Annotated in this window: 18 protein-coding genes and 1 tRNA gene; 16 read left to right on the forward strand and 3 right to left on the reverse strand. The window is 41.1% G+C overall.

Going from position 1 to position 24,857, the window contains the following annotated elements; translation table 11 throughout:
* Nucleotides 1-16: 16 nt before the first annotated feature.
* Nucleotides 17-517, reverse strand: coding sequence for a hypothetical protein (locus ACEN82_RS05645; RefSeq protein WP_413318316.1), 501 nt, complete (start codon nucleotides 515-517; stop codon nucleotides 17-19).
* Nucleotides 518-1,202: 685 nt separating this feature from the next.
* Between ACEN82_RS05645 and ACEN82_RS05650 the strand changes: the two genes are divergently transcribed.
* From ACEN82_RS05650 to ACEN82_RS05680, 7 genes are all read left to right on the forward strand, one after another.
* Nucleotides 1,203-2,573, forward strand: coding sequence for an MBOAT family O-acyltransferase (locus ACEN82_RS05650; protein ID WP_354437273.1), 1,371 nt, complete (start codon nucleotides 1,203-1,205; stop codon nucleotides 2,571-2,573).
* A gap of 3 nt (nucleotides 2,574-2,576) precedes the next feature.
* Nucleotides 2,577-3,422 carry a hypothetical protein gene (locus tag ACEN82_RS05655; RefSeq protein ID WP_188832819.1) on the forward strand — a complete coding sequence of 282 codons (846 nt, stop codon included), beginning with the start codon at nucleotides 2,577-2,579 and terminating at the stop codon, nucleotides 3,420-3,422.
* Nucleotides 3,423-3,552: 130 nt separating this feature from the next.
* A complete protein-coding gene (locus tag ACEN82_RS05660) occupies nucleotides 3,553-4,770 on the forward strand; it encodes a M57 family metalloprotease (RefSeq protein ID WP_188832818.1) in 1,218 nt (405 codons plus the stop codon).
* Nucleotides 4,771-5,467: 697 nt separating this feature from the next.
* Nucleotides 5,468-7,690, forward strand: coding sequence for a phosphoribosylformylglycinamidine synthase subunit PurL (gene purL, locus ACEN82_RS05665; RefSeq protein ID WP_176628366.1), 2,223 nt, complete (start codon nucleotides 5,468-5,470; stop codon nucleotides 7,688-7,690).
* Nucleotides 7,690-8,079, forward strand: a complete 390-nt coding sequence (gloA2, locus tag ACEN82_RS05670; protein ID WP_413318312.1) for an SMU1112c/YaeR family gloxylase I-like metalloprotein — start codon at nucleotides 7,690-7,692, stop codon at nucleotides 8,077-8,079. The genes purL and gloA2 overlap by 1 nt, the downstream gene beginning before the upstream one ends.
* Nucleotides 8,080-8,726: 647 nt before the next feature.
* Nucleotides 8,727-9,449: a tRNA1(Val) (adenine(37)-N6)-methyltransferase gene (locus ACEN82_RS05675; RefSeq protein ID WP_413318310.1), complete on the forward strand. Its 723-nt coding sequence runs from the start codon at nucleotides 8,727-8,729 to the stop codon at nucleotides 9,447-9,449.
* A 54-nt stretch (nucleotides 9,450-9,503) separates the two neighbouring features.
* Nucleotides 9,504-9,995 carry a metallophosphoesterase family protein gene (locus tag ACEN82_RS05680; RefSeq protein WP_413318308.1) on the forward strand — a complete coding sequence of 164 codons (492 nt, stop codon included), beginning with the start codon at nucleotides 9,504-9,506 and terminating at the stop codon, nucleotides 9,993-9,995.
* A gap of 43 nt (nucleotides 9,996-10,038) precedes the next feature.
* Here the strand turns inward: ACEN82_RS05680 and rnhA are convergent, their stop codons facing one another.
* The gene (gene rnhA, locus ACEN82_RS05685; RefSeq protein WP_354484241.1) at nucleotides 10,039-10,509 is read right to left on the reverse strand and encodes a ribonuclease HI; all 471 of its coding nucleotides are present in this window, start codon (nucleotides 10,507-10,509) and stop codon (nucleotides 10,039-10,041) included.
* 102 nt (nucleotides 10,510-10,611) lie between these two features.
* The gene (locus tag ACEN82_RS05690) at nucleotides 10,612-12,708 is read right to left on the reverse strand and encodes a heavy metal translocating P-type ATPase (RefSeq protein ID WP_413318306.1); all 2,097 of its coding nucleotides are present in this window, start codon (nucleotides 12,706-12,708) and stop codon (nucleotides 10,612-10,614) included.
* A 123-nt stretch (nucleotides 12,709-12,831) separates the two neighbouring features.
* Between ACEN82_RS05690 and ACEN82_RS05695 the strand changes: the two genes are divergently transcribed.
* From ACEN82_RS05695 to ACEN82_RS05735, 9 genes are all read left to right on the forward strand, one after another.
* Nucleotides 12,832-12,905 (forward strand) — tRNA-His (locus ACEN82_RS05695).
* A 390-nt stretch (nucleotides 12,906-13,295) separates the two neighbouring features.
* The gene (locus ACEN82_RS05700; protein ID WP_413318304.1) at nucleotides 13,296-15,314 is read left to right on the forward strand and encodes an alpha-amylase family protein; all 2,019 of its coding nucleotides are present in this window, start codon (nucleotides 13,296-13,298) and stop codon (nucleotides 15,312-15,314) included.
* A gap of 121 nt (nucleotides 15,315-15,435) precedes the next feature.
* Nucleotides 15,436-17,205 (forward strand): SGNH/GDSL hydrolase family protein, encoded by a 1,770-nt coding sequence (locus tag ACEN82_RS05705; RefSeq protein ID WP_413318302.1) that lies wholly within the window; start codon nucleotides 15,436-15,438, stop codon nucleotides 17,203-17,205.
* Nucleotides 17,206-17,365: 160 nt separating this feature from the next.
* The gene (locus ACEN82_RS05710) at nucleotides 17,366-18,451 is read left to right on the forward strand and encodes a substrate-binding domain-containing protein (protein WP_413318300.1); all 1,086 of its coding nucleotides are present in this window, start codon (nucleotides 17,366-17,368) and stop codon (nucleotides 18,449-18,451) included.
* Nucleotides 18,452-18,920: 469 nt separating this feature from the next.
* A complete protein-coding gene (locus ACEN82_RS05715; RefSeq protein WP_413318298.1) occupies nucleotides 18,921-20,048 on the forward strand; it encodes a phosphotransferase enzyme family protein in 1,128 nt (375 codons plus the stop codon).
* On the forward strand, nucleotides 20,048-20,695 hold the full coding sequence (locus tag ACEN82_RS05720) for a carbohydrate-binding family 9-like protein (RefSeq protein WP_413318296.1): 648 nt from the start codon (nucleotides 20,048-20,050) through the stop codon (nucleotides 20,693-20,695). The genes ACEN82_RS05715 and ACEN82_RS05720 overlap by 1 nt, the downstream gene beginning before the upstream one ends.
* A gap of 112 nt (nucleotides 20,696-20,807) precedes the next feature.
* Entirely contained in the window at nucleotides 20,808-22,550 is a 1,743-nt protein-coding gene (locus ACEN82_RS05725; RefSeq protein ID WP_413318294.1) for a DUF4091 domain-containing protein, read from the forward strand.
* Between the two features lie 226 nt (nucleotides 22,551-22,776).
* Complete coding sequence (locus ACEN82_RS05730) at nucleotides 22,777-23,364, forward strand: RNA polymerase sigma-70 factor (protein WP_413318293.1); 588 nt, start codon at nucleotides 22,777-22,779, stop codon at nucleotides 23,362-23,364.
* A gap of 158 nt (nucleotides 23,365-23,522) precedes the next feature.
* Complete coding sequence (locus ACEN82_RS05735) at nucleotides 23,523-24,704, forward strand: FecR family protein (protein WP_413318291.1); 1,182 nt, start codon at nucleotides 23,523-23,525, stop codon at nucleotides 24,702-24,704.
* The last annotated feature ends 153 nt before the right edge of the window (nucleotides 24,705-24,857 follow it).

A 24,857-nucleotide genomic window follows, 5' to 3' on the forward strand; every position in this document is an offset into this window, starting at 1 on the left:
ACCGGTGGGGGATGACTTATTTTTGCTTCAGTTTTGCAAAGAAATCGGTAATAGTGCCAATAACCGCGCATGGCGAATTGGTCGGGCAGTTACTAACTACCGGAACATAAAAAATCTTCCTGCTGGCGGCCTGCCCGTCGGGACTTATCTCTATAACATAGGTTTCCTCACTCATACCGCCGCAATTGCATTCCCGCTTGTTGATGTTTTCGAAGTTTTTGGCGGTCAGCTTGTTCATGAAGTTGTTCATGGTGGCATCAGCTATGTATTTGCCGTTTTCGGCCGATAAAGGTTTGCCTATTTGCGCGTGCGGTATTTTTTTAAAGTAATAACACTTAGCTGCCGAAAGTGCTATGGCCTTAACCTTATGGTCTTTTTTGTTGTGCGGATTATACCGGTAAATCACAACCTGCTTTGAACTGATATTTGATGGAGATTGGTTGGCGGTCTGGGCAAAAGCATTGCCAGTGCTTATGATAAGCAACGCTTTCGATATGATTTTTATGAATATTGACATCGGTTTAAATGGTGTTTGCAGGGGGCGTGCTTTTTTTGTGTCTTATATAAATAGCCCTTCATTACCTTGACTGAAATGCCTGCAATACGCTTGTCCGGCATCAGAAAGGTGGAGGTTGTTGTAGGTTATGTTTAGTTTGGTAATTGGTTGATTAAAATTAGGGATTTGTTGGGGGAATGGCAATTGTTAGTTGTTGTGAGGTCATTAATACGTCGCGCTTTTTGCGTGTGCTGCACATTCGCGCCGGTAGGGCAGATTAATTGCTGTTATTTACCCCTTTGCTGTCGCAAGCGTCCTCATTTGTGGATGTTATTTAGATATTTGGTTTGCGTACTCAAGTGTTATAAGCGCAGCAAAAGATAAATTTCTTATTTGTCTAAATCTATTCAATACGAGCTTAAACATATGAAGTGATGATCAGGAAAACTTTCGAATTGATATCTTTGGCGGACGGGCTAACAGCTGCCAACGTAAGATGATTCAGATTGAACCAAATCATCGTAGCAGCAGTTGCGCTCAACTTGAAGTATGTATATTGGTCATGATTCAAAAACACAAACTAAACTTTAAATATAAATTAGTAAAGGTCAATTAGATCTGTTATTTATTAACACATATAATGTTATTCAATTCTATAGCGTACGCATTTTTTTTACCGCTGATATTTTTTTTGTACTGGATAGTATTGAAAAGGTCAAAAACAGCTCAAAATGGACTCTTGTTAGTAGCCAGCTATGTTTTTTATGGCTGGTGGGACTTTCGCTTTTTATTTTTATTGATCTTCTCCACGCTTTTAGATTATTGTTCGGGAATCATGATTTATCAAGCCCGCAGTTCTCTTAAAAAGAGAATTTGGCTTTTCTCCAGTGTTATTATTAATGTTGGTTTTTTGGCGGTTTTTAAATATTACAATTTCTTTATTGAATCATTTTATGACATAGTTCAACCGCCGGGGGGGCAGGTAATCAATTGGACATTAAAGATCATTTTACCGGTCGGCATTTCATTTTACACTTTTCACGGCTTGTCTTATGTATTTGATATTTATAACCGGAAAACTGTTCCCTCAAGGAATTTCATAGACTACTCGCTGTTTGTTAGTTTTTTTCCATTATTGGTAGCGGGCCCGATCGAACGAGCTACCCATTTATTGCCTCAAATTAGCGCAAAACGAGAATTTGATTACAAGAGCGCTAAAGATGCTTTGCGACAGATCTTATGGGGATTATTCAAAAAAGTTGTAATTGCAGACAATTGTGCACGCATCGTAAATGAGATATTTAAAACCCCCGAGATTTTCAAGGGCAGCACATTGCTCTACGGAGCTGTATTATTCGCATTTCAGATTTACTGCGATTTCTCAGGTTATTCTGACATTGCGTTAGGCTCCGCACGTCTTTTTGGGATTGAACTGATCAGGAATTTTAATTATCCTTATTTCTCCAGAAATGTGGCTGAGTTCTGGCGACGTTGGCATATATCGCTTTCTACTTGGTTTAGAGACTATATTTATATTCCACTTGGAGGTAGTAGAGGATCCCGATGGCAAAAAATAAGAAACACGCTCCTGATGTTTATTATCAGCGGCTTTTGGCATGGAGCTAATTGGACTTTTTTATTGTGGGGAGCGCTAAATGGATTATTATTTCTGCCACTTCTATTGACCAGGCGTAATAAGAAACATGCAACAGCAATAGTGGCCGAAAATCGGTATCTTCCGTCATGGAGTGAAGTGTTCGGTTTGTTAACCACCTTTCTTTCTATAACGGCCGGGTGGATATTATTCAGGGCGGATACAATAAGACTTGCCTTTAGCTATTATAAAGGCATATTTTCCAAATCTTTTATTTCACAACCCCAGTTATTCGATAATTTGATATTTAAGTTTATTTTGATTCTTTTAATCGTTGAATGGATACACCGAGACAAAACACATGGGCTTCAAATTGATTATGTTAAGTGGCCTGCCATACGATGGGGGATATACATAGGTTTGATTTATTTGATTTGTTACTTTGGTGGCACACAACAGGGGTTTATCTATTTCCAATTTTAAGTTATGAGTACTGCGTTTTTTATCAGGCGTTTTTTGCTTTTTATAATTTTGGCGGCTCCGTTTATAACAGCTCAAAGCCTTTACACTTATTTTAATAAATCATACGAGCAAATAGTAAATGGGAGTGAAATTTATACTTCTTTGCACAAAAGCAAGGTTAAAAAAAAGGTAAAAGTCTTGATAATAGGAGACAGTGTGGGCGAACAGCTATACGACAATCATACATATAATGATGAAATCTATTCACTAACCACAAATCAGGCAATCTCATTGGCGGGTTATTATATTCTTTTAAAAAAATTTACAGATATTAATAGTGATAGCTTGCCGGAACAAGTCATTTTAATTCTTCATCCTGAAACATTTACAAACAACCTTGATCAGAAATTTACTTTTCACTACTTCCTGAAACCATTTTACAAACAGGAAAACAAGCCGCTGCTAACTACAAAGTGTTTGGAACAAATTCATAAAATCCCTTTCAATGCTTTGTCTCAACTTCCTTTTATTCTTAATACTAATTGGGCACCAGACTATCAACCTGGAAAAGATACCACCTATCGATTAATTTCGCCTATCTCCAACGACTATATAATTAAGATCAATAAATTGTGCATTCAGAAACACATTGCGTTTAAACTTTATAGCCCCCCGGTTAGGTCCAGCAGCAGGAACCTGATAGCAAAGTACTCAAGTGGGCAAAACGAGTGCATTCAATGTGATCTTACCCCTGAGTTTTATGATTATTTTAAGAATATCCAATATTTTGCGGATACGCTTTTTCAAGATCATATTCACTTCAAAAAGCAATATATACCCAATGATATTCTTAGGTTAAAAATTAAGTAAAAATATCGCATTTATATATATGTCTTCATTATATTCGTAGTAATAAAAATATCCTAAACCAGTGATCAACCACCACCTCGGATGAGTTTTAGGCATTTTTGTTTTGTTCTGCCGTTAACTAAATCACTATATGAAAACAAAACTTAAACTGTTATTTATTGTGTTTTTTATCTGCATAATTGCGGATTCATGTAAAAAAAATGCAGCTCCACCGAAGGTGGATACTCCAAAGGAAAGCGATCTTCAAGTAATTGCAAAATTGGGATTCAACACTTCGGGGATAATTGAAAAATCAGATGGCTATATCGTAGAAAACGATATTTTTTTATCAAAAGACTCTTTGCGTCAATCTTATAAAAACGCATCTGTTATCGTCGCCAAAACAGAGCAATACAACACTACCAATTTGGTGACAGGGTTGCCAAGAACTATTACCATGTATTCCCCCTTGTCGGGCGTTTATTTGTCGGCTTTGGATGATGCTATTACGAGGTGGAATAGCTTAGGTCTTTTAATTACGTTTCAGCGAGTGTCCAGCCCACCTTATGATATTACAGTGACCTCTGCATACCAAAATAGTAATATACTTGCGGTTTCTGGCTTCCCCTTTAGCGATGGCAGGCCATACAATTATATTACTTTAAATACGTATAATTTAACCGGCACCACAAATCAGGATTATATTTCATCTACTATTCAACATGAGATGGGGCATACCATTGGTATGAGGCATACCGATTATGCTGACAGATCATACAGTTGCGGAGGTACCGCCAGTCCGGAATCAAGTATTCCTGACGGGGCAATATATATACCAGGCACACCTTCAGGTCCCGATCCTCAATCAATTATGTTAGCATGTAATAGTGGGCTAAATCGAACTTTTACCTCCAATGATATTATCGCGGTTAGTTATTTATATACATCTTCACATATCCCCGGTCCCCAGCCTGTTTATTTATTCTACAATTCGGGTCTTGAAGATCATTTCACTGCTGCAAACAGAAATGCAACCTTGTCGTCAAGCGGTTGGGCATATTATGGCGTGATATTTAAGGCATATTTAACAAATGCTTCAGGGACAGTTCCGGTATATGAATTTTATAACACATCCACCGGAGATCATTATGATTCCATTAATCCGAATGAGGTCAATGGTTTGGCAAATTGGGTGAATGATGGAATCAAATATTATGCTTATAGCACCAACGTTTCCGGATCAATCCCGGTGTATAGCTTCTATAATTCGTCTAAAACCGATCACTATCTGACACCTGATATAAATGCGGTTAACGGTAGCTCAGGATGGGTAAATGAGGGTGTTAAGTTTTATGTTCTACCTAAATAATTTAATAATATATTCATATTAAGAAAGCTAAGATCAAAAAAAAGGATCTTAGCTTTCTCTGTTTTTAGTTCCCTATTACCGCAAGCCAATCCGATACTCAGCAAACGAACTTCAAGCGAGGATGCTTGCGGTAGCAAAAAAAATTGGTCGTTGCCGCAAGGCTGTGCCTTGTGGCCCACATGCAAGGTATAATCCAGAAATGACTAAATACCTAAAAAAAAGTACTATAATTTAATGATATCAGCCTTACTAATGGTGTCGCTATTTTGCCAGTACCCTTTAAGCATGAAGCGCTGATTTTAAAAAAACTCAAAAAAACATAAAAAACAAGCGAAATAAATGCTGGATAAAAAAAACTGCATTTTAATACTGTTTTTATACTCTTGAAAGTTTTAAGTGGTGACTATTAGTTATTTAGCTATGTTTCAAGCAAAAAGCCAATTGTTTGATTATCAAAGTGTTTCATAAAAAAGGTGTCCCGCGTTTTTACACTCGAAATTTGGAACATGCTCATTTTTAAAAAAAGACGCCGGAGATTTTTTTATTTTTTTTCGGGAATCAAAAAATTGGGACAGCCGCTTTGTTACAATTGATCTGATACTCATGTTGGCGTTTCCCAAACCTTTCGCCTTTAACCTTTTCCCTTTCCGCCTTTTTTCATACTTTTGCGCATCCTTTCAAATAAAACAATATTACATTGGAGCACCAGGAATTAACCACCGTTGAAACCGCTAAAGATCTGGGCCTTTTACCCGAAGAATTTGCACGTATAAATGAAATATTAGGGCGTGTGCCCAACTTTACCGAGCTTTCTATTTTCTCGGTTATGTGGAGCGAGCATTGCTCATATAAAAATTCAATTACATGGCTTAAAACTTTACCAAAGGATAGTCCGCGGATGCTGGCTAAGGCAGGTGAAGAAAATGCCGGTCTGGTTGACCTTGGCGACGGCATTGGCTGCGCTTTCAAAATCGAATCGCACAATCACCCTTCGGCACTTGAACCTTACCAGGGCGCCGCAACAGGGGTAGGCGGTATCAACCGCGATATTTTCACCATGGGCGCAAGGCCAATCGCGCAGCTTAACTCATTACGGTTTGGCGATTTAACCCTCGACAAAACCAAATGGTTAGTTAAAGGTGTGGTTAAAGGCATCAGCCACTATGGTAACGCGTTCGGCATCCCAACCGTAGGCGGCGAATTATTTTTTGACGATTGCTATAATGTTAACCCGCTGGTTAACGCTATGTCGGCCGGGATTGTTAAGGCCGGCGAAACCGTTTCTGCTACATCATACGGTGTGGGCAACCCGGTTTATATAGTTGGTTCGGCTACAGGTAAAGACGGGATCCACGGTGCCGCCTTTGCTTCTAAAGATATCACCGAAGATTCGGTGAACGACCTTCCTGCCGTACAGGTAGGCGACCCTTTCCAGGAAAAACTATTGCTGGAAGCTACCCTGGAGGTAATTAAAACCGGTGCCGTTGTTGGTATGCAGGATATGGGCGCTGCCGGTATCATCTGCTCAAACTCAGAAATGAGCGCCAAAGGTGAGCACGGGATGCGGATAGACCTGGACAAAGTGCCAACCCGCCAGGACAACATGAAACCATACGAGATCCTGCTTTCTGAATCACAGGAGCGCATGCTGATCGTAGTTCATAAAGGTCGCGAAAAAGAAGTTGAAGACATTTTTGACAAATGGGACCTTAACTGCGCCATTATTGGTGAGGTTACCGATACCAAACGTTTAGAGTACTTTATGCACGGCGAAAAAGTTGCCGATGTGCCTGCCGATGACCTTGTATTAGGCGGCGGTGCCCCGGTTTACCAGCGCGAATACCGCGAGCCTGCTTACTTTGCCGAAAACCAGAAATTCAATATCGACGATGTTGCAGAGCCTGCAAACCTTGTTGAGGTTGCCGAACATTTGGTTGGTCACCCTAATATTGCGTCAAAACGTTGGGTAACCGACCAGTACGATAGCATGGTAGGCGTACAAACCATGACAGCTAACCGCTCATGCGATGCTGCCGTTGTTGCCGTAAAAGACACCGACAAAGCTATCGTGTTAACTACCGACTGTAACTCACGCTACGTTTACGCCGACCCATATAAAGGTACTGCCATTGCCGTTGCCGAAGCAGCACGTAACATTACCTGTGCCGGCGGCGAGCCTGTGGCTATTACCAACTGCTTAAACTTTGGTAACCCTTACATTCCTGAAGTTTACTGGCAGTTTGTGAGCGCCATTAAAGGTATGGGCGATGCCTGCCGCAAGTTTGAAACCCCTGTTACCGGTGGTAACGTTAGTTTCTATAATCAGTCGGCCGATGGTGGTTCGGTATTCCCAACGCCAACTATTGGTATGCTGGGTGTGATGGACAACGTTGAAAACATCATGACCGCCGACTTCAAGCAGCCTGGCGATTTGATCTATCTGATTGGCGAATCTGTTAATGATATTGCTTCGTCGCAATACCTTGCTTCATGGCATAAAATAACTAAAGCACCTGCGCCGCATTTCGATATCGATAAAGAATACGATATGCAGCAAACGGTTAAGGAACTGATTAAACACAAAGTGGTTGAATCGGCCCATGACGTTGCTGATGGTGGTTTATATATTGCGCTGTTAGAGTCGGCCATGCCTAACGGACTTGGTTTTGATATAGCTACTGATGACAGTATCCGTAAAGATGCCTTCCTGTTTGGTGAAGCACAAGGCCGGGTAGTAGTGAGCGTTGCACCCGAGGAGGAGGAACGTTTTGTTGAGGTAATGGCTACCAGCGAGGTTGAGTTTACCCTGCTGGGTACTGTAACCAATGGTGGCTTAACTGTTGACGAAGAAGCCTTTGGTCATGTTACCGACCTGAAAATGGTTCACGCTAACATCCTTCACGGTATTTTAGGCGAATAATGTTAAAACTTAACCGGGTACATCATATAGCTATCATCTGTTCGGATTACGCAAAATCCAAACGGTTTTATACAGAGGTACTTGGCTTAAAAATAGTCCGCGAAATTTACCGCGAACAACGACAATCATACAAGCTTGATCTGGAAGTGGGCGACCTCTACCAGATTGAGCTTTTTTCTTTTCCTAATCCGCCTGCACGTCCGTCGCGCCCCGAAGCCGCTGGTCTGCGTCATTTAGCTTTTGAGGTTGATGATTTGGATGAGGCCGTAGCACATATTGCTTCTTTTGGCGTGAATATCGAACCTATCCGTGTAGACGAAACTACCGGTAAACGCTTTACTTTTTTTGCTGATCCGGATGGTTTGCCGCTGGAGTTGTATGAGCGATAAAGGACGTCTAACTATATTCTAAGATAGAAAGTCGTGCCGAATTTATTTCGGCACCCCACGGGAAGTGTCTACTTTGTTTTTAAAATGCTTTTGTTGGTACTAACAATCATTGGCCCGCTCAATTGCCGCGGGAGGGCTGTTACTTTTGTCTTGACACAAAAGTAACCAAAAAGTCAAGTCAGCAGGGAGGCTTCTTTGCCGCACTGGCCAGCCCACATGCCTTCGCTTTGCCTTTGCCCTGCAAACCGGGCAGAACCACGGGCTGCAATTATTTTACCCCGCCTGCACCTGCCCAATGCTTCTGCAAAAACTTGCTATGCCCCGGCAGCCACGCAGGCCACCATTGTTCTGCCCGCTTTCGCCCGAAGCTTACCTGCTGACGCCTTGGGGAAAGAAACAAGATTTGAGAGTCAAGAAATAAGATAATAGATTACGAGTTCAATAAGGGGGAACGCTTTTATCAATCCCAAATCAAAAGTGTGCAGGCCCGGCAAAAAAGCGGGCCAGGGAGTATGGCCTGTGGGTGGAAGCTTTTTTTTGCCTTGATGTTTGGTTACTTTGCATCTAAGGTAAAGTAACTGGCCCTCGCCCGGCCAAGAGGGCGACGATGTAAGTTATTTAGCAGAAATGTAGTTTATTCCCAACCAATGGATAACTTCGCCCTCATGTTCCGTTTCAAACAATTCAGCGTTGACCAAACCGGCTGTGCCATGAAGATCAATACCGATGGCGTATTGCTGGGTGCTATAGCCGGCGAAGGAAATCCGTTAAGCCTACTTGATATTGGTACCGGTACAGGCGTAATCGCCCTGATGCTTGCGCAACGTTTCACGGATGCCAAAATAGACGCAGTTGAAATTGATGAGCAGGCCTCTGCTACCGCGAAAAGCAATTTCAGCAATTCGACCTTTGAAAACAGGCTTACGCTTTACGGGAAAGGGTTCGAACGGTTTTTTGAAGATCATCCTGAAAAAAGATATGACCTCATTGTATCTAATCCTCCATTTTACATTAACTCCTTGCAATCGCCGGGAGCAAAGACCAATCTGGCCAAGCATGCTGGTGATGGCTTTTTTGAAAGATTGATGTCAGCAATTGCAGCGCACCTTACAGAGGTAGGAATTTGCTGGCTGATACTGTCCGTAGATACTTCGGTAATGGTGAAAAACCTCGCCTTACAAAGCGGACTTTATCTGCAAAAAACAATCAGCATTCACTCCTTTAAGGATGATGCAGCACACAGGAAAATCCTTGCTTTTGGAAAAAACAACACGCAGGCAATAGCCTATGAATTTGTAATCTACAGCGAACCAAAAGTATATACCGATATGTACAGGGACGTGCTAAAAGATTTCCTAACGATATTTTAGCCCGCCTCGATCTTATCTTAACTCTTGATTCTAATTAAATTCTAACTTTAACCCATGATCCGTATAGGCCTGATTTCCGACACCCACAGCTACCTTGACGATGCCGTTTTTAAACATTTTGAAAACTGCGACGAGATCTGGCATGCGGGTGATTTCGGTACTATTGAACTTGCCGACAAGCTTGCCGCTTTCAAGCCCTTAAAAGGTGTATATGGCAATATCGACGATAAAGATGTACGAATTGTTTACCCCGAACATTTACGCTTTAAATGCGAAGATGTAGATGTTTGGATGACCCATATTGGCGGTTATCCCGGCAGGTACAGCCAAAATGTCAAGGCTGAAATTTATAGTAATCCGCCAAAATTGTTCATCACCGGACACTCGCATATTTTAAAGGTAATGTTCGATAAAAAGATCAATTGCCTCCACATGAACCCCGGCGCGGCAGGCAAGCAGGGCTGGCATAAGGTGCGTACCCTGTTAAGGTTTAATGTCGATGGCGATAAGATCCAGGATTTACAGGTTATTGAACTGGCTGGGTAAAATACCTGTTGTTTGGTCGAATAAGTATTTGGCTGCTATGATATCACATTATTCCTGCCCTTGCATTCTCCGCTTCAAAAACTGAATCAATGAGCAGGGGAGGACGTTTACCTGCTGCGACGGCTAATTGGTCGCAACGCTCATTTTCGGGGTGCCCGTTATGCCCGCGCACCCAGGTGAATTTAATTTTATGAAGCTTGCTGATCTCCAAATAGCGCATCCACAGATCTTTGTTTTTTTTGCCCACAAAGCCCTTGGCTACCCAGCCATTAACCCAGCGTTTTTCGATAGCGTCAATAACATATTTAGAGTCGGAAAAGATCATTACATTTTGATTGGGCGCTTTCAGCGCTTCCAGGCCTTTGATCACCGCAAGTAGCTCCATTCGGTTATTGGTGGTTTTGCGAAACCCTTCCGAAAGCTCTTTGTAATGTTGTCCAGAACGCAAGATCACACCATATCCACCCGGTCCCGGATTTCCGCTTGAAGCCCCGTCTGTAAAAATCTCGATCATATTTAAGTCCATGGACGATAGTTGATAGTCCATGGCAAAAGTAAGAAACTTTAAATCATACGTTGCATTGATCTAAAGCAAATAGAAACTATGGGCTATAGACTATGGTCTATCGACTTTCTTAATCTTCAACCTCAATGAATTACCTATAACTACAACATCTGAAAAAGCCATAGTCAGTGCTCCAACCATAGGATTAAGGAAACCCATTGCCGCCACTGGGATAGCTATGATATTATAGGCAAAAGCCCAGAAAAGGTTTTGTTTTATGGTAAGCAGCGTATGCCTGCTGATCTGCAAAAACTTAATCACCGACTGCAGGTCGGTATTTAATAGTACCACACTGGCCGACTGAATTGCCACCTGACTGGCGTCATTCATAGATATGCCAACATCGGCATGGGTTAGGGCAGGAGCATCGTTAATGCCGTCACCTATCATAATGGTTTTACCTTTTTGTTTATAAATGTCAATCACCTTCAGTTTTTCTTCGGGAAGTTTTTCGCCATGAACCTCTGTGATACCTAATTGATGAGCTACGCTAAGGCAACGGTCTTTTTTATCACCGCTCAACAGTACCGGGATAATACCCATTTGTTTAAGTTGAGTTATAAGCGTGGCGGCTTCAGGTTTTACCTGATCATCGACAGCAATTTGTGCCATCAGTACCTGGTTTTTATATAGCGCAATGTTGAAACTGGCCTGGTGGTTGGTTTTCGCTGTACCCAAAAAGTAATTATTGCCGTGGATATCTTCTGCACGCATACCCAGGCCTTTTTCTTCTTTAACCGATTTTAAAATGAGCTTTTGCTGAGGTAATCCTTTTAAACCGTTTACAAGCGATTTGGCTATAGGATGATTAGATCGTTCCTCAATAGCAGTGATCATGCCCCTGATGTGTTCTATATCCGCACCATTCTCAATCCTGATCTCATTAACGGTAAACTTGCCGGTTGTAAGTGTGCCTGTTTTATCAAAAACTACATAACTGGTATTAGTAACGGCTTCAATCGTATCTCCGCCTTTTACCAGGATGCCGTTCTTAGCCGCCCGGCCCAAGCCAACCATAACAGCGGTGGGTGTGGCTAAGCCCATAGCGCATGGGCAGGATATTACCAATACTGCAATAGCATTCATGATAGCATGCTGTAAACCCGAACCGCCAACAAAGTAAGTAAGCATAAAGGTGATCAATGCTATCAGTATTACCGCAGGGACAAATACAGCTGCAACCTTATCACCCAGTTTTTGTACGGGAGGCTTGGCCGCCTGAGCTTTTTTCATCAAATCGATGATCTGAGCAAGGATGGTATTTGACCCAACACGGGTTGCCAACATGTGGAAATTGCCGTTAATTAATATAGTGCCGCCAATAACCTTATCATATTTTTGTTTTTCAACAGGGATGCTTTCGCCGGTAAGCATAGCTTCATCAACCGAGCCTTCGCCCGAAAGGATTTCGCCGTCAACAGGTATTTTATCGCCCTGCTTAACCAACAGCGTATCGCCGGGGCGAACATCTTTGGCATTAATTATTTCGATACTGCCATTTACCATGCGGTTAGCATTTACTTGCTGAAACTTGATCAGATCTTTTACTGCTGAAGTAGTTTGGCTTACCGAGCGTTTTTCAAACACATTGCCCAGCAGTACCAGTGTTATAATGGTGGCACAGGTTTCATAAAACTGGTATTGTGGCCCCAGGTTACGTATTGTGCCGATAAAGCTATAGACAAATGCCGACGTTGAACCAACAAAAATGAGCACATCCATATTAGGAACGCCGCCTTTAAGTGAGCTGATGGCGCTTTTACCAAAATGCAAACACCCAATAATAAAAACCGGCAGGCATAATAACAATTGAATAATGGGCTGATGCAGAAAATGCCAGGGTAATATCATGTGCAGCAAAAGTGGTGCGGTAAAGATGGCGCAGAAGATAAATTTGTTTTCTACCCGTTCGTAAAACGGTACCGAATGGGTGCTGAGATCCTCGACAACTTTAAAACCTAAACTTTCTATCCCTTTTTTTATTTCAGGCAGCCGGGTTTCATCGTTGGTTGAAAATTTTACCTCTTCGCCGGCAAAATCAACCAGGATATTGTGTAAACCTTTTTTTTCGAGGAATTTATGGACAGACATCGCGCAATTATTACAATGCATGCCGGTCACATTTAGTTCGATCAATTGCTCAGCCATTTTACAAAAATACTTATTAAGCATAATCATTCTAAATTAAACGGGTAAGCTTAATGTAATTTTAAAAAAGAGTTTGCAATTAACCAGGAGATTTCTATTTTTGCACACTCGAAAAACAAAACGGTAGGCATAGCTCAGTTGGTTAGAGCACCAGATTGTGGTTCTGGGGGTCGTGGGTTCGAGCCCCATTGCTTACCCGCCTTTATAAGGCTCATTTACATAAGTAAATGGGCTTTTTTTATGCCCATAGGTAGTTTTTACATGGGGAATTTGATTTAGCAGCTAATATCACTACCAACTGGAAGTGACAGGCATAACTTATGGCGCTATCTGTAATGAAGTATGTCTTTTATTTGCGGCATATACCGTCTCCTCTCGAAATTAGCCTGATGCTGCGCTGTAGTCGAAAAATGGCGCAACCGATTGTTTTGCACTGTATTCTCGCACGATACATATTATCTCATCATTTTTGCCTGTTTGAAGTGTCAAACAGGCTCCGTCCAATTTTTGAGGTATTAATTATGTTTTATATTTGTGTGTGCGTACACACAAATACTTATTCTATTTTTTCTCGTAATTTATCAACTATGCTAAAAAGACTGTTGTTTTTAATTTGTATCGGCCTAACATGCGTTACTAAAGCTCAGGATGTTTTTCTTTCGGGTGTAAAACCGGGCAAGGCATTGGTGTTTTCGACTAAGGGGGCACTGGTTTTAAAAAATAATTGTTTATCTGTAAAGTGGCTTGCTGGTAAATCGATAATTGCCATAAACGAATCTGCCGTTCAGAATAAGAAACAAATTAATTTAAAAGGCTCTCCTTTATTTGGATTAGAGTTTAAGGATGGTACTGTAATCAATTCTGCTGATTTTCAATTAAGTGCCACTCCGCAAATTGTTCAGATCAAAGGAGATCCTGAGGCAGTTAAATTTTCTGAAAAGGAAGATGGTGTGAAAATTTTAGCCGAATTTTTGAATGTGAAATATGGTATTCGTGTAAAGTGGGAGGCTATTTTGAAAGATAATTCCAATTATATCAGACAAGTTTTCGGCGTTTTTGCTTTGAAAGACTCTTTAAAGATCAGGAAATTGAATCTGATCAATTTTCCGGCGGAAACGGGCATTAAGCCGTTGGGGGGTGTGGACGGATCGCCAATGGTATCGGATGATTTCTTTTTTGCCTGTGAAAGCCCGATAAGTAAATATAATAATCAGTATGGCCGGATCAGCAGCTATATTGAACGGCAGGAGCCAACTCTTAATTTCGAAGCTTCTACCGTATGGGGAATTGCCCCTAAAGGCCAGTTACGGAGGGGCTTTCTTTATTACCTGGAACGGGAAAGAGCGGTGCCATATCGCCAGATGCTTCATTATAATTCATGGTATGATCTTTCCTGGGCCGATCGTAAGTTAACTGAAGCTGGTTGTCTTGATCGTATTCAGGCATTTGGTGACAGCCTTACCGCAAAACGTCATATTAGCTTAAACGCATTTTTGTTTGACGATGGCTGGGATGACAACCAAACATTGTGGCAGATCAGCAAAAAGAATTTTCCTGCAGGTTTTGATAACATTAAAACGCTGGCTGATAAATACGGGGCTTCATTGGGAGTGTGGATGTCGCCCTGGGGTGGTTACGAGCAGGCAAAGGAACAGCGGCTACAATATGGCCAAAGCCAAAACCCTCCTTTTGAAACTAATTTGCATGGATTTTCTCTTTCCGGTCCGGTTTATTCGTCCAGGTTTAAAAGTACTGCCGCTAAGTTCGTGACCAGTGATGGTATCTCTATGTTTAAATTTGATGGTGTAGGGGCGGGAGATCAGTCTACAGGTGCTACTGTTGAATATCAAACAGATATGGAGTCTTTGCTAAATTTAGTAACGGGCTTGCGTAAGGTAAAACCGGATTTGTATTTTAGCCTCACCATAGGTACCTGGCCGTCGCCTTTCTGGCTTAAATATGGTGATGTAATTTGGCGAAATGGCTGGGATACAAACACGCAAGGGCAGGGCAACGGCCGTCAGCAATGGCTCAATTACCGGGATGGTCAGGCCTATAAGAATATTGTAATGCGCGCTCCCCTTTATCCTTTAAGCTCCCTGATGTATCACGGGATTTGTATCGCGGATAATGGTGCGCCTGCTAAGTTTGATATGGATGGTAAAGATATTTCTGACGAGATATGGTCGTTTTTTGGATCTGGAACCAGTTTGCAGGAGTTGTATATCAATCCTCATAAGTTAAACGAGGCCAACTGGAATTGCCTTGCCGCTGCCATAAAATGGTCGCGCGAAAATGCAGATATTATGCCGGATGTGCACTGGGTAGGCGGCGATCCATCCAAAGGGGATGTTTACGGTTTTGCAGCCTGGTCGCCGAAAAAGGCTGTTCTTACCTTAAGAAATCCCTCAAATACAGCTAAAACGTACCTGGTTAATACCCGGGAAGTATTTGAATTGCCATCAAATAGTAATCCAGATTATATCTTTTATAATGCGAAAGTTAACAGTAAAGAAACGAAGTGGTATGTGTTTAAGGGAACCGTTCATGCTGTTAAGCTTGAGCCGTTTGAAGTGATGGTTTTAAACGCTGTACCTGTAAAATGAAGGTTTAATCCATTTGTTTGTCTTCTGATTTGAATTATAAATTGATATTACAAGTGTGCGCGCAAACGCATTGGCCTGCATGATAGTGTGTATGGCAAAATTGCTTTTAAATAGATTAAAAATGAAACGCGTATTCGTAGTAGTATTGCTAATCCTTTGCCTTTTTAATAAAACATCTTTTTCGCAAAATTTAGCTCCATATAAATGGTATGACCCGGTTAAGACTGATTTTCCGGTTATAGAAGGGCAGGCCTGGTCAAAAGAAACGGCAGGCAGTTATGACAGGTTTCCGGCGCGTGCTCAAAAGGGCCTTAATCCTAATGTGTGCAACATCTCGCATAGCAGTGCCGGGTTGTACATTAAGTTTAAAACAGATGCTCAAAACCTGGTTATCCGGTATAAGGTTAGTGGCGATTTTGCCATGTCACATATGCCGGCCACTGGTGTAAGCGGATTGGACCTGTATGTATTAGATCCTAATGGCCAATGGTGCCTTGCTCCGGGTAGTTTCTCGTTTAAGGATACCATTACTTACCGGTTTTCAAATATTAAGGTAAGTGCCGATTTTGCGGGGCGAAGTTATGAATACCGGCTTTTTCTGCCTTTGTATAATTCGTTATCATGGCTTGAAATAGGTGTTCCGTCTGGTAGTGCATTTAGTTTTATGCCTTTATCCAAAGAAAAGCCGGTGCTTGTATACGGAACATCCATTGCGCAGGGGGCCTGTGCTTCAAGGCCAGGTTTAGCATGGACCTCCATTTTGCAGCGCGCGCTGGATCGCCCGTTGATTAATCTTGGTTTTTCCGGCTCCGGATTGCTTGAGAAATCAGTTATTGACCTGATGGCAGAGGTGGATGCGAAAATATATGTGCTTGATTGTATGCCCAATATGATAAGTTTTTCTGATCAGGAAATCGAAGCACGTTTATCTGCAGCGATACAAACTTTAAAGCAGAAGCACCCATTGGTGCCGATATTGCTTGTTGAACACAGCGGGGGGAACGCGGGCGGACTATTGGATACGGGTAGAAATGCCGGTTATGGTCATGTTAATAAAGTGCTTGACCTGGCTTATTCAAAGTTGATTGCAGCCGGAACAAAGGGTATTTATTTATTGACTGGCAAAGAAATCGGGTTTGGTATCAACTCAACAGTTGATGGCTTACATCCTAATGATATCGGAATGGAGCAGTATGCCGCAGCATATGAGAAAGCAATCCGTGTTATAATTAATGAACCAATTGGCCGCTATTCAACCACGCGACCCGCAGTACAAAGCAGGGATGGGTATTATGACTGGCGAAACAGGCATAATGAAATATTAACGCTTATCAAAACCAGTTCGCCAAAGATTGTATTTCTGGGTAATTCGATCCTGAATTACTGGGGTGGTGAGCCTAAGGCGCCTTTAGCAAGAGGAGCTGATTCGTGGGATAAATATATGGAACCTCTGGGTGTGAAAAATTTTGGTTTTGGCTGGGACCAGGTAGAGAACGTGCTATGGCGCGTATACCATGAAGAAATAGATGGGTTTAAGGCGGACAAAGTGATGATTATGATAGGCACTAATAACTTGTCTGCCTGCAGTGACCAGGAAATATCAGAAGGGTTGAAAATGCTTGTGCTGGCTGTGAAGGAACGTCAGCCCACAGCGGAGATTTTTTTATCGGGTTTGCTGCCCAGGAGGGCAATGGAAAGCCGGATAAAGATGCTTAATAAAGCCATTGCTAAACTGGCAGATCAAACCCAAGTCCGTTTTATTGATCCGGGCAAACTATTGCTTAACCATAAAGGGAAGATCGATGAATCACTTTTCGGGGATGGCTTGCACCCCAATGAGGTTGGTTATCAAAAGCTGGCGGTAACATTGGTGCCATATCTTAAAAAATAATAAAGATGCGGGTATGAAATGCGCTTGACATGTGAAACGCTGAAATAAGTTCAGTATAGCGGAATCGTTTTAAAAGTAATTTCTATCAAATGATAGTCGATATTGATGAGATGGACTATATTAAATTACTTTTGCTATCTTTTCTACGCTAAAGTTTATTATGAAGAATAAAATTGTTCGCATTAAAGACATTGCTGAAAAAGCGAAGGTTTCGACAGGTACGGTTGACAGAGTACTGCATAAACGCGGGCGGGTATCAAAAAAGGTAGAAGAGAAGGTGCTCAAAATTATTGAAGAGATGGATTATGAGCCCAATCTTATGGCAAGGGCATTGGGATCTAATAGAATATACCAGATAGCGGCTTTAATACCCGATCATGAAGTTGATTCCTATTGGCACGCGCCTAAGGCCGGAATTGAAAAGGCAGAAAAAGACCTAAAGCAATATGGTATTATTGTACAACAATATGTGTTTGATCCATATGATGTAGATTCATTTATAAGCAAGGCCGGTAAATTAACCAATGATAAGCCGGACGGCATAATTTTATCGCCTATATTTTACAGGGAAACCCTGCCTTTTTTCGAGAAATGGAAGGCTGCCGAAATTCCATTTGTGTTGTTTAATACACAAATTGCCGAATGTGAGCCCTTAAGTTATATCGGCCAGGATTCATACCAGAGTGGTTTTTTGGCTGGTAAGCTTATTCATTATGGACAACCCGATTCCTGCTCTGTTTTAATTGCGCACATTGATGAAGAGACGAGCAACGCCGCTCACCTTTTAAAAAAGGAGCAGGGATTTCGCAATTATTTTTCTCAAAATAACCTGGATCATCAGTACAAAATTCTAAGGGCTGAGTTAAACAGGTCAAATGCCGCAGTTTTTATGAAACAACTCGGTGATATTATTGACAGTGCCCCTGATTTAGCGAGTATTTTCGTGACAACATCTAAAGCTCATGAAATTGCGAAGTATCTGGAACAGCGCTATATAAAACATATTAAAATAATAGGATATGATTTATTGCCTCCTAATCTGTATTTTTTAAACAAAGGGACAATCAGTTTCCTGATCAATCAAAACCCTAAGGGACAAGGTTATTGGGGGATCTATCAATTAACCGATAGCCTGGTGTTCAAAAAAGAAGTGCCAATTATTAAGTATCTTCCGCTTGATATCGTTACAAAAGAAAATGTGAACTATTATGTTGATGATGAGGATGTCGTTTATTTAGATATCTGATCTCTCCTTAGCTAATTATACTTCATTCACAGGTCTGTATCCGCCATTGTTCGGTTATCCGGTTCAACCCCTGGTCAAATCCTTTTCTGCCAAAGCCCAATTTTTATGGGTTAAGGAAAAACGGTACAATAAATTACTTGATCTCTCACAAAGGCGCTATGCTTTTAAGTTTCCCATTTGCGGCTTAGTGTCCTTGTACGCAAAAAACTTTTTAATAACATTTTTTGTGCACAACCAGAGGGGCTCAGCTCAGCGTGGTATCAGCTGATAAGTTCTCGCTGATTAATCTGTTTCATTTATATAATCCGAAGGTTTTTCCGGCGCATTGTCCTCATGAAAAAAATATTAACAAAAAAATAACAAAGTGTGTGCGAACACACTAATATAATTATATTTGTATCAAGGTGTTTATGCTAATTTAATGTGTTCGTAAACATTTTCCTGATCGCAACGTATAAACGAAAAATAAATGTCATATAATATCTCTGAAATAGTATCCAATTTTTGCATTGAAGGAAATGTCGCAGCTATTATTCCGTATGGGTCCGGGCACATAAACGATACATTTTATTTGAAAAATGCAAACCCGGGTTTGCCGGGGTATTTGCTTCAGCGAATCAATCATCACGTGTTTGAAAACGTTCCGGCTTTGATGAAAAATGTACAATTAGTAACAGATCATTTAAAAGAAAAATTGACCGGCATTCCGGGTTCAAGTCCCGATAAAGAAGTACTGACAATAGTTTCGGCTAAAGACAAACAGTGTTTTTTTTGTGATGAAACAGGTAATTACTGGAGAATGTATTGTTTTTTGAAAGATACCAAGAGTTATGACATGGTATTAACCGAACAGCAAGCTTATGAAGGCGGCAAAGCATTTGGAAAATTTCAGTTACTGTTGTCAGATCTTGATAGCGGATTACTTTACGAAACCATACCAGGCTTTCATAACATCACCATGCGGCTTGATCGTTTAAACAAAGCGGTATTGGCTGATCCGAAAAACCGGATTAAGGATGTTTTGACAGAGTTGTCGTTTATAATTGAAAGAGCAGATCAGATGGCTACTATCATGAATTTGGGAAAGGAAGGGAAATTGCCGCTGCGCATTATTCATAACGATACCAAATTCAATAACATATTGCTTGATATGAATGATCATGAACAATGTGTAATTGACCTGGATACAGTTATGCCAGGCTATGTGGCATATGATTTTGGCGATGCCATCCGCACGATCATCAATACCGCGCCCGAGGATGAGCAGGATATTACAAAGATAGAGCTGAACATCCCCTTATTTAAAGCTTATGCAGAGGGGTATTTTGAATACGCCGGTAGCTTTTTGTCAGATACAGAAGTTAAATCGCTTTCGATGGGAGTTTTATTAATACCCTATATGCAGGGTGTGCGTTTCCTGACGGATTATATAGAAGGTGATGTTTATTACAAGATTCACTCTCCCGAACATAATTTACAGCGAGCCAGGGCACAGTTCGAGCTGCTTAGTAAGCTTGAGAAAAATTACGACGTTTTTGATCAGATAATTCATAACACAGCAAAAAAGTACATACAGATAACAACCGAAATTAAATAATGGAACTTACAGTAGCATTTTTAGAAGATGTGGACAAAAGCAGCCCTATTGAACACATGTCTGTTTTGTTAGATGAGCAGGAGAAGCACCTTGTTGGAATTGTACCATGGCCCGATTATGATTACAAACCCGATGTTCATTTTGCAATAGCTTACAGTACCGATTGTTTTATGTTGAAATATTACGTAAAAGAAAAAGCGATAAAAGCTTCCTGTTACAAACCTAATGAACCTGTTCACCAGGATAGCTGTGTGGAATTTTTCATTGGTTTTGGTACCGAGCTGGAGTATTACAATTTTGGATTTAACTGTATCGGCACTTGTTCGCTCGGCTTCGGAAGGGGCAGGGAAAATCGCGAATTATCACCTGAAAAGCTAATACGGCTTATAAAGTCTCAGGTGCGGTTAACACAGCAAACAAATATTGGGCATGGCGATATTAGCTGGGAGCTTACCCTGATGTTACCCTTGGATGTGTTTTATCATCATTCATTTACATCATTAAAAGGACAACAATGCCATGCTAATTTTTATAAATGTGGAGATGAGCTACCTGAGCCACACTTTTTAACGTGGCATAACATTGAATGCGACGACCCCGACTTTCACCACCCGGAGTTTTTTGGGGAAATAAAGCTTGAAGCTTAACATAGCCATGCGGCATTTATATGTGTTTGAAGTTATTTGCAAGGTAATAGCACAGAGTTTTTTGTTTTTGTTATTGATAATGTAGATCCCGGAAGAACGACGATTTATGAGAATGAAACTTATATTAATAATGGTATTATATAGTTCAGTGGCTTTGGCACAGGTTAAAGTTGATGGAACTTACCAGGAGCTTCCGGATCCCAAACCTGTAAAACAGGCAGGCTGGAGTGCGCTGAAACCCGGGGTTTATGTAAGTTTTGCTACCGCCGATATACGTTATGACAAACATAATGCTCCTGCCATATCTCCTTTGCAGGCTCAATGGAAAACCAAAGCGTGGAAAGGAGAAAAAGTGCATACTCAATTCCTGATATGGACAACCCGGAACCTGAAACAACTAAGCTTTATATGGAGTAAACTTAAAGATGGTAAAGGGCATGAAATCCCCGAAAAAAATATAAACGTGAGTTTTGTACGTTATGTGATGGCCGACGGGCTAAACAATGAAGGCGGTGGCTGCGGTATATTGCCCGGCCATGATTCAAGCCTTGTTGAGGACGTTATTGACCCTGTAAAAATGCTTCCGGCAGGTAAAAATACAACCCGGCCGGTTTGGTTAAGTGTGAGTGTACCAGCTACCGCTGTTGAAGGCCTTTACAAGGGGAATGTGAAGGTAATTGTGGACAAAGATAAGCCCCCTTTAATTTTACATTACGCTATACAAGTGCTTAACCATACTTTGCCAGCACCCGAGCACTGGAAATTTCACCTTGACTTGTGGCAGAATCCCTATTCGGTGGCCCGTGTGTATGGTGTAAAGCCATGGTCAAAGCAACATTTTTATGTAATGCGCCCTTACATGAAAATGCTGGCAAATGCCGGGCAGAAAGCAATTACTACTACACTTATTCATGATCCGTGGAATAGCCAAACCTATGATATTTACGGATCGATGATAAAATGGACAAAAAATAAGAATGGCTCATGGAGGTACGATTATTCAGTATTTGATCAGTGGGTGTCTTTTATGATGTCATTGGGGATTAATAAGTTAATCAACTGCTATAGTATGATTCCCTGGAATCTAAAGTTTTACTACTATGACGAAGCCCTGAGAAAAGACACAATGATTGTGGCTAAGCCAGGCTCGGCAGAGTACGAGGCACATTGGCGCCCAATGCTGATGGATTTTGCCCGCCATCTTAAAGAAAAAGGGTGGTTTAATAAAGCTACCATAGCCATGGACGAAAGATCCATGGCCGATATGCAAAAAGCTATAGCGTTAATAAAAAGCGCTGATAAAAATTTTAAGATTTCGTTAGCGGGCAATTATCATCCGGAAATTGAGAAAGATTTGTTTGATTATAGTGTGGCGTCAAATCAGTTAATGGATCAAGCAACAATTCGTTTGCGCAGGGAATCGGGTTTAAATACCACCTATTATACCTGCTGCACAGAAGGGTATCCCAATACCTTCAGTTTTTCGGCCCCGACCGAGTCTGTTTGGCTGGCATGGCATGCCGCATACAAAGGATATGACGGGTATTTGAGATGGGCTTACAATTGCTGGACCAAAGATCCTTTACGTGATACACGATTTGGGGCATGGTCATCGGGCGATGCTTACCTCGTTTATCCCGGTCCACGGTCCTCTGTTCGCCTGGAACGATTGATCGAGGGCATTCAGGATTTTGAAAAAATTAATATTTTAAAGGAAGGGTTTATAAAAAATAACCAGCAGGATAAATTACTTCAGCTAAAAAATATATTGGAAGGTTTTGACATAGGCGAGTTGAAAAATAAGACTGCCGCCGAAACACTTCAGGCCGCGCAGGAACGACTGAATAGCTTATAAATCACAAAAAAAACGTTTTAATTATTTATATTTATTGTTTGCCCGCTTTCATTTTCAGTTTTTTTTTGACTTTATTTATACCTTCTGATTATTTTGAAAAGCTTAACATAAATGGCTTACACCAAGCCCCTAAGGAATAGCCTTTTTAATTTTTAAAAGTTAAAACCAATAATCGATAATAAGTACATTCTTTGGACGATGCCAATTATAAATTTTATAATGCAGAATGAATAGCCTGGAAATTCAGCTGATGACGGATGAGGATCTTATAGCATTGATCAGGGAAAATGACCTTGGGGCGTTTGAGCGTATTTATAATAAATATTGGTCAAAGCTTTATCTTTCAGCATATAACATCATCAGAGATCGCCAGGTAGCTGAAGATGTAACCCAGGAAGTATTGGTAAACCTGTGGATTAAACGATCCAATCTTAAACTCACTTCGTTAAATGCCTATTTATATACATCTGTTCGTTACCAGGTGTTTAATGTTATCCGTTCGGGTAAAGTAAGAGCGGACCTTTTTAACAAGCTGGAGGAGCTTTTTAGCAATAACGGCGGCGAGGAGCTCCTGTCTGAAAAAGAAATTAACCGTTTGCTGGAACAAGGTGTTGCTGGGTTACCTGAAAAGTGCCGCCAGATTTTTATTATGAGCCGCAAAGAACACTTATCAACCAAAGAAATTGCCGAACGGCTGGGTATCGCGCCAAAAACAGTCGAAAACCAACTGACTGTAGCCCTGAACCGCTTGCGCAAAACGCTGGGCGATTTTGTTTGCATAGCCGCCATTATGTTATGCGGGCGTTGGTTTTAAGTTTTTTTACCTGTATCCGCTTGCATTTATCCCTTCCTTAGATATTATTACGGGTTTTACTCTCCAAAATTTCATGATTCCTTAATGCTGTAGAAATATTTTATTATTCTTTGGGGGTATGGCCTGTTCAGGGTTACTTACATACAATAACTACCCAAATGGAAAAAGAAACACTGATAAACTTAATAAACAAATACTTATCAAACGAGGCTACTCCCGAAGAAGAGGCCCGATTGCTAAGCTATTATGATACACTCCAAAAAAACAAGCTGCAATGGGATGAACTTGAAATGGGCAATGAAAATGTAACAAAGAGCGAGTTGTACAGCAAGATACTATCGGAGATAAAAAAACGTGAATCTGCACCTAAAAAAATGATTTTTCTGAGGAGGTGGTTTGTGGCGGCCTCTATCACAACATTGCTGATTGCGTCGGCTTCTTTGGTTTTTTATATGAAGTATAACAGCTCATATTTCATCGCAAAGAATAGCACACATCCTGTAAACAAGCACAGTATTGCCCCGGGAGGAAATAAAGCATTGCTAACTTTAGCCGATGGTTCAAAAATTACCCTGGATGATGCCGCATCCGGCGAACTGGCCAAACAATCGGGTACAAAAGTATCTAAGGCGGCAAATGGTCAGTTGGTTTACACAGTTGAAAACTCTGCATCTCATGCCACTGCTCCGGGTTTGCCTGAATACAATGTTATTGAAACTCCAAAGGGAGGGCAATACCAGGTTGATTTACCCGATGGCACTAAGGTTTGGTTAAATGCCGGTTCATCACTCAAATATCCTACAAATTTTGATGGTGTGGTACGCAAAGTTGAATTAGCCGGAGAAGCTTACTTCGAAGTTGCTAAAAATGCGCATAAACCATTTAAGGTTATCAGTAACCACCAGGTGGTGGAGGTTTTGGGTACACACTTCAATATCAGCTCCTATACAGACGAAACTTCTGTTAAAACTACTCTATTAGAAGGCTCCGTTAAGGTATCAGCCATCAAAGCCAATCAATCCAGATTACTGAAACCTGGTCAGCAATCTGATATCAATTACGCAAATAATTCAATTTCGGTACAACCGGTTAATACCGACGAGGTTGTGGCCTGGAAAAATGGTTATTTTCTTTTTACCGACGAAGATTTGAAAAGCATTATGAGCAAGTTTGCCCGCTGGTATAATGTTGAGGTAGAATACCAGGGAAATGTGGATAATTTAAGATTTGGAGGGATGGTATCGCGTTCAAAAGACCTTGCGCAGGCATTGAAGATAATTGAACAGACAGGGAACGTAAAAATCAGGATCGAAGGAAGGAGGGTTATCATTATGCCGTGATCATTACCCAGCATAAGGTAGCCTAAAAAGGAAAGCCGGAAGTGGTGGAACACTTCCGGCCGGAAAGTTAGGGCTTTGCCATGAAATTAAATTCGTAGTCCAATTACAGATTAAACCCAAAACAAGTTCAAATGTATGAAATGTTATGAAATA

The organism is Mucilaginibacter sp. Mucisp73 (genome assembly GCF_059491465.1).

Excerpts from the sequence above, each read along its gene's own strand:
- ACEN82_RS05645 (WP_413318316.1), bottom strand. The coding sequence starts at position 517 with ATGTCAATATTCATAAAAATCATATCGAAAGCGTTGCTTATCATAAGC.
- ACEN82_RS05655 (WP_188832819.1), top strand. The coding sequence starts at position 2,577 with ATGAGTACTGCGTTTTTTATCAGGCGTTTTTTGCTTTTTATAATTTTG.
- ACEN82_RS05660 (WP_188832818.1), top strand. The coding sequence starts at position 3,553 with ATGAAAACAAAACTTAAACTGTTATTTATTGTGTTTTTTATCTGCATA.
- gloA2 (WP_413318312.1), top strand. The coding sequence starts at position 7,690 with ATGTTAAAACTTAACCGGGTACATCATATAGCTATCATCTGTTCGGAT.
- ACEN82_RS05675 (WP_413318310.1), top strand. The coding sequence starts at position 8,727 with ATGGATAACTTCGCCCTCATGTTCCGTTTCAAACAATTCAGCGTTGAC.
- ACEN82_RS05680 (WP_413318308.1), top strand. The coding sequence starts at position 9,504 with ATGATCCGTATAGGCCTGATTTCCGACACCCACAGCTACCTTGACGAT.
- rnhA (WP_354484241.1), bottom strand. The coding sequence starts at position 10,509 with ATGATCGAGATTTTTACAGACGGGGCTTCAAGCGGAAATCCGGGACCG.
- ACEN82_RS05690 (WP_413318306.1), bottom strand. The coding sequence starts at position 12,708 with ATGGCTGAGCAATTGATCGAACTAAATGTGACCGGCATGCATTGTAAT.
- ACEN82_RS05700 (WP_413318304.1), top strand. The coding sequence starts at position 13,296 with ATGCTAAAAAGACTGTTGTTTTTAATTTGTATCGGCCTAACATGCGTT.
- ACEN82_RS05705 (WP_413318302.1), top strand. The coding sequence starts at position 15,436 with ATGAAACGCGTATTCGTAGTAGTATTGCTAATCCTTTGCCTTTTTAAT.
- ACEN82_RS05710 (WP_413318300.1), top strand. The coding sequence starts at position 17,366 with ATGAAGAATAAAATTGTTCGCATTAAAGACATTGCTGAAAAAGCGAAG.
- ACEN82_RS05715 (WP_413318298.1), top strand. The coding sequence starts at position 18,921 with ATGTCATATAATATCTCTGAAATAGTATCCAATTTTTGCATTGAAGGA.
- ACEN82_RS05720 (WP_413318296.1), top strand. The coding sequence starts at position 20,048 with ATGGAACTTACAGTAGCATTTTTAGAAGATGTGGACAAAAGCAGCCCT.
- ACEN82_RS05725 (WP_413318294.1), top strand. The coding sequence starts at position 20,808 with ATGAAACTTATATTAATAATGGTATTATATAGTTCAGTGGCTTTGGCA.
- ACEN82_RS05730 (WP_413318293.1), top strand. The coding sequence starts at position 22,777 with ATGAATAGCCTGGAAATTCAGCTGATGACGGATGAGGATCTTATAGCA.
- ACEN82_RS05735 (WP_413318291.1), top strand. The coding sequence starts at position 23,523 with ATGGAAAAAGAAACACTGATAAACTTAATAAACAAATACTTATCAAAC.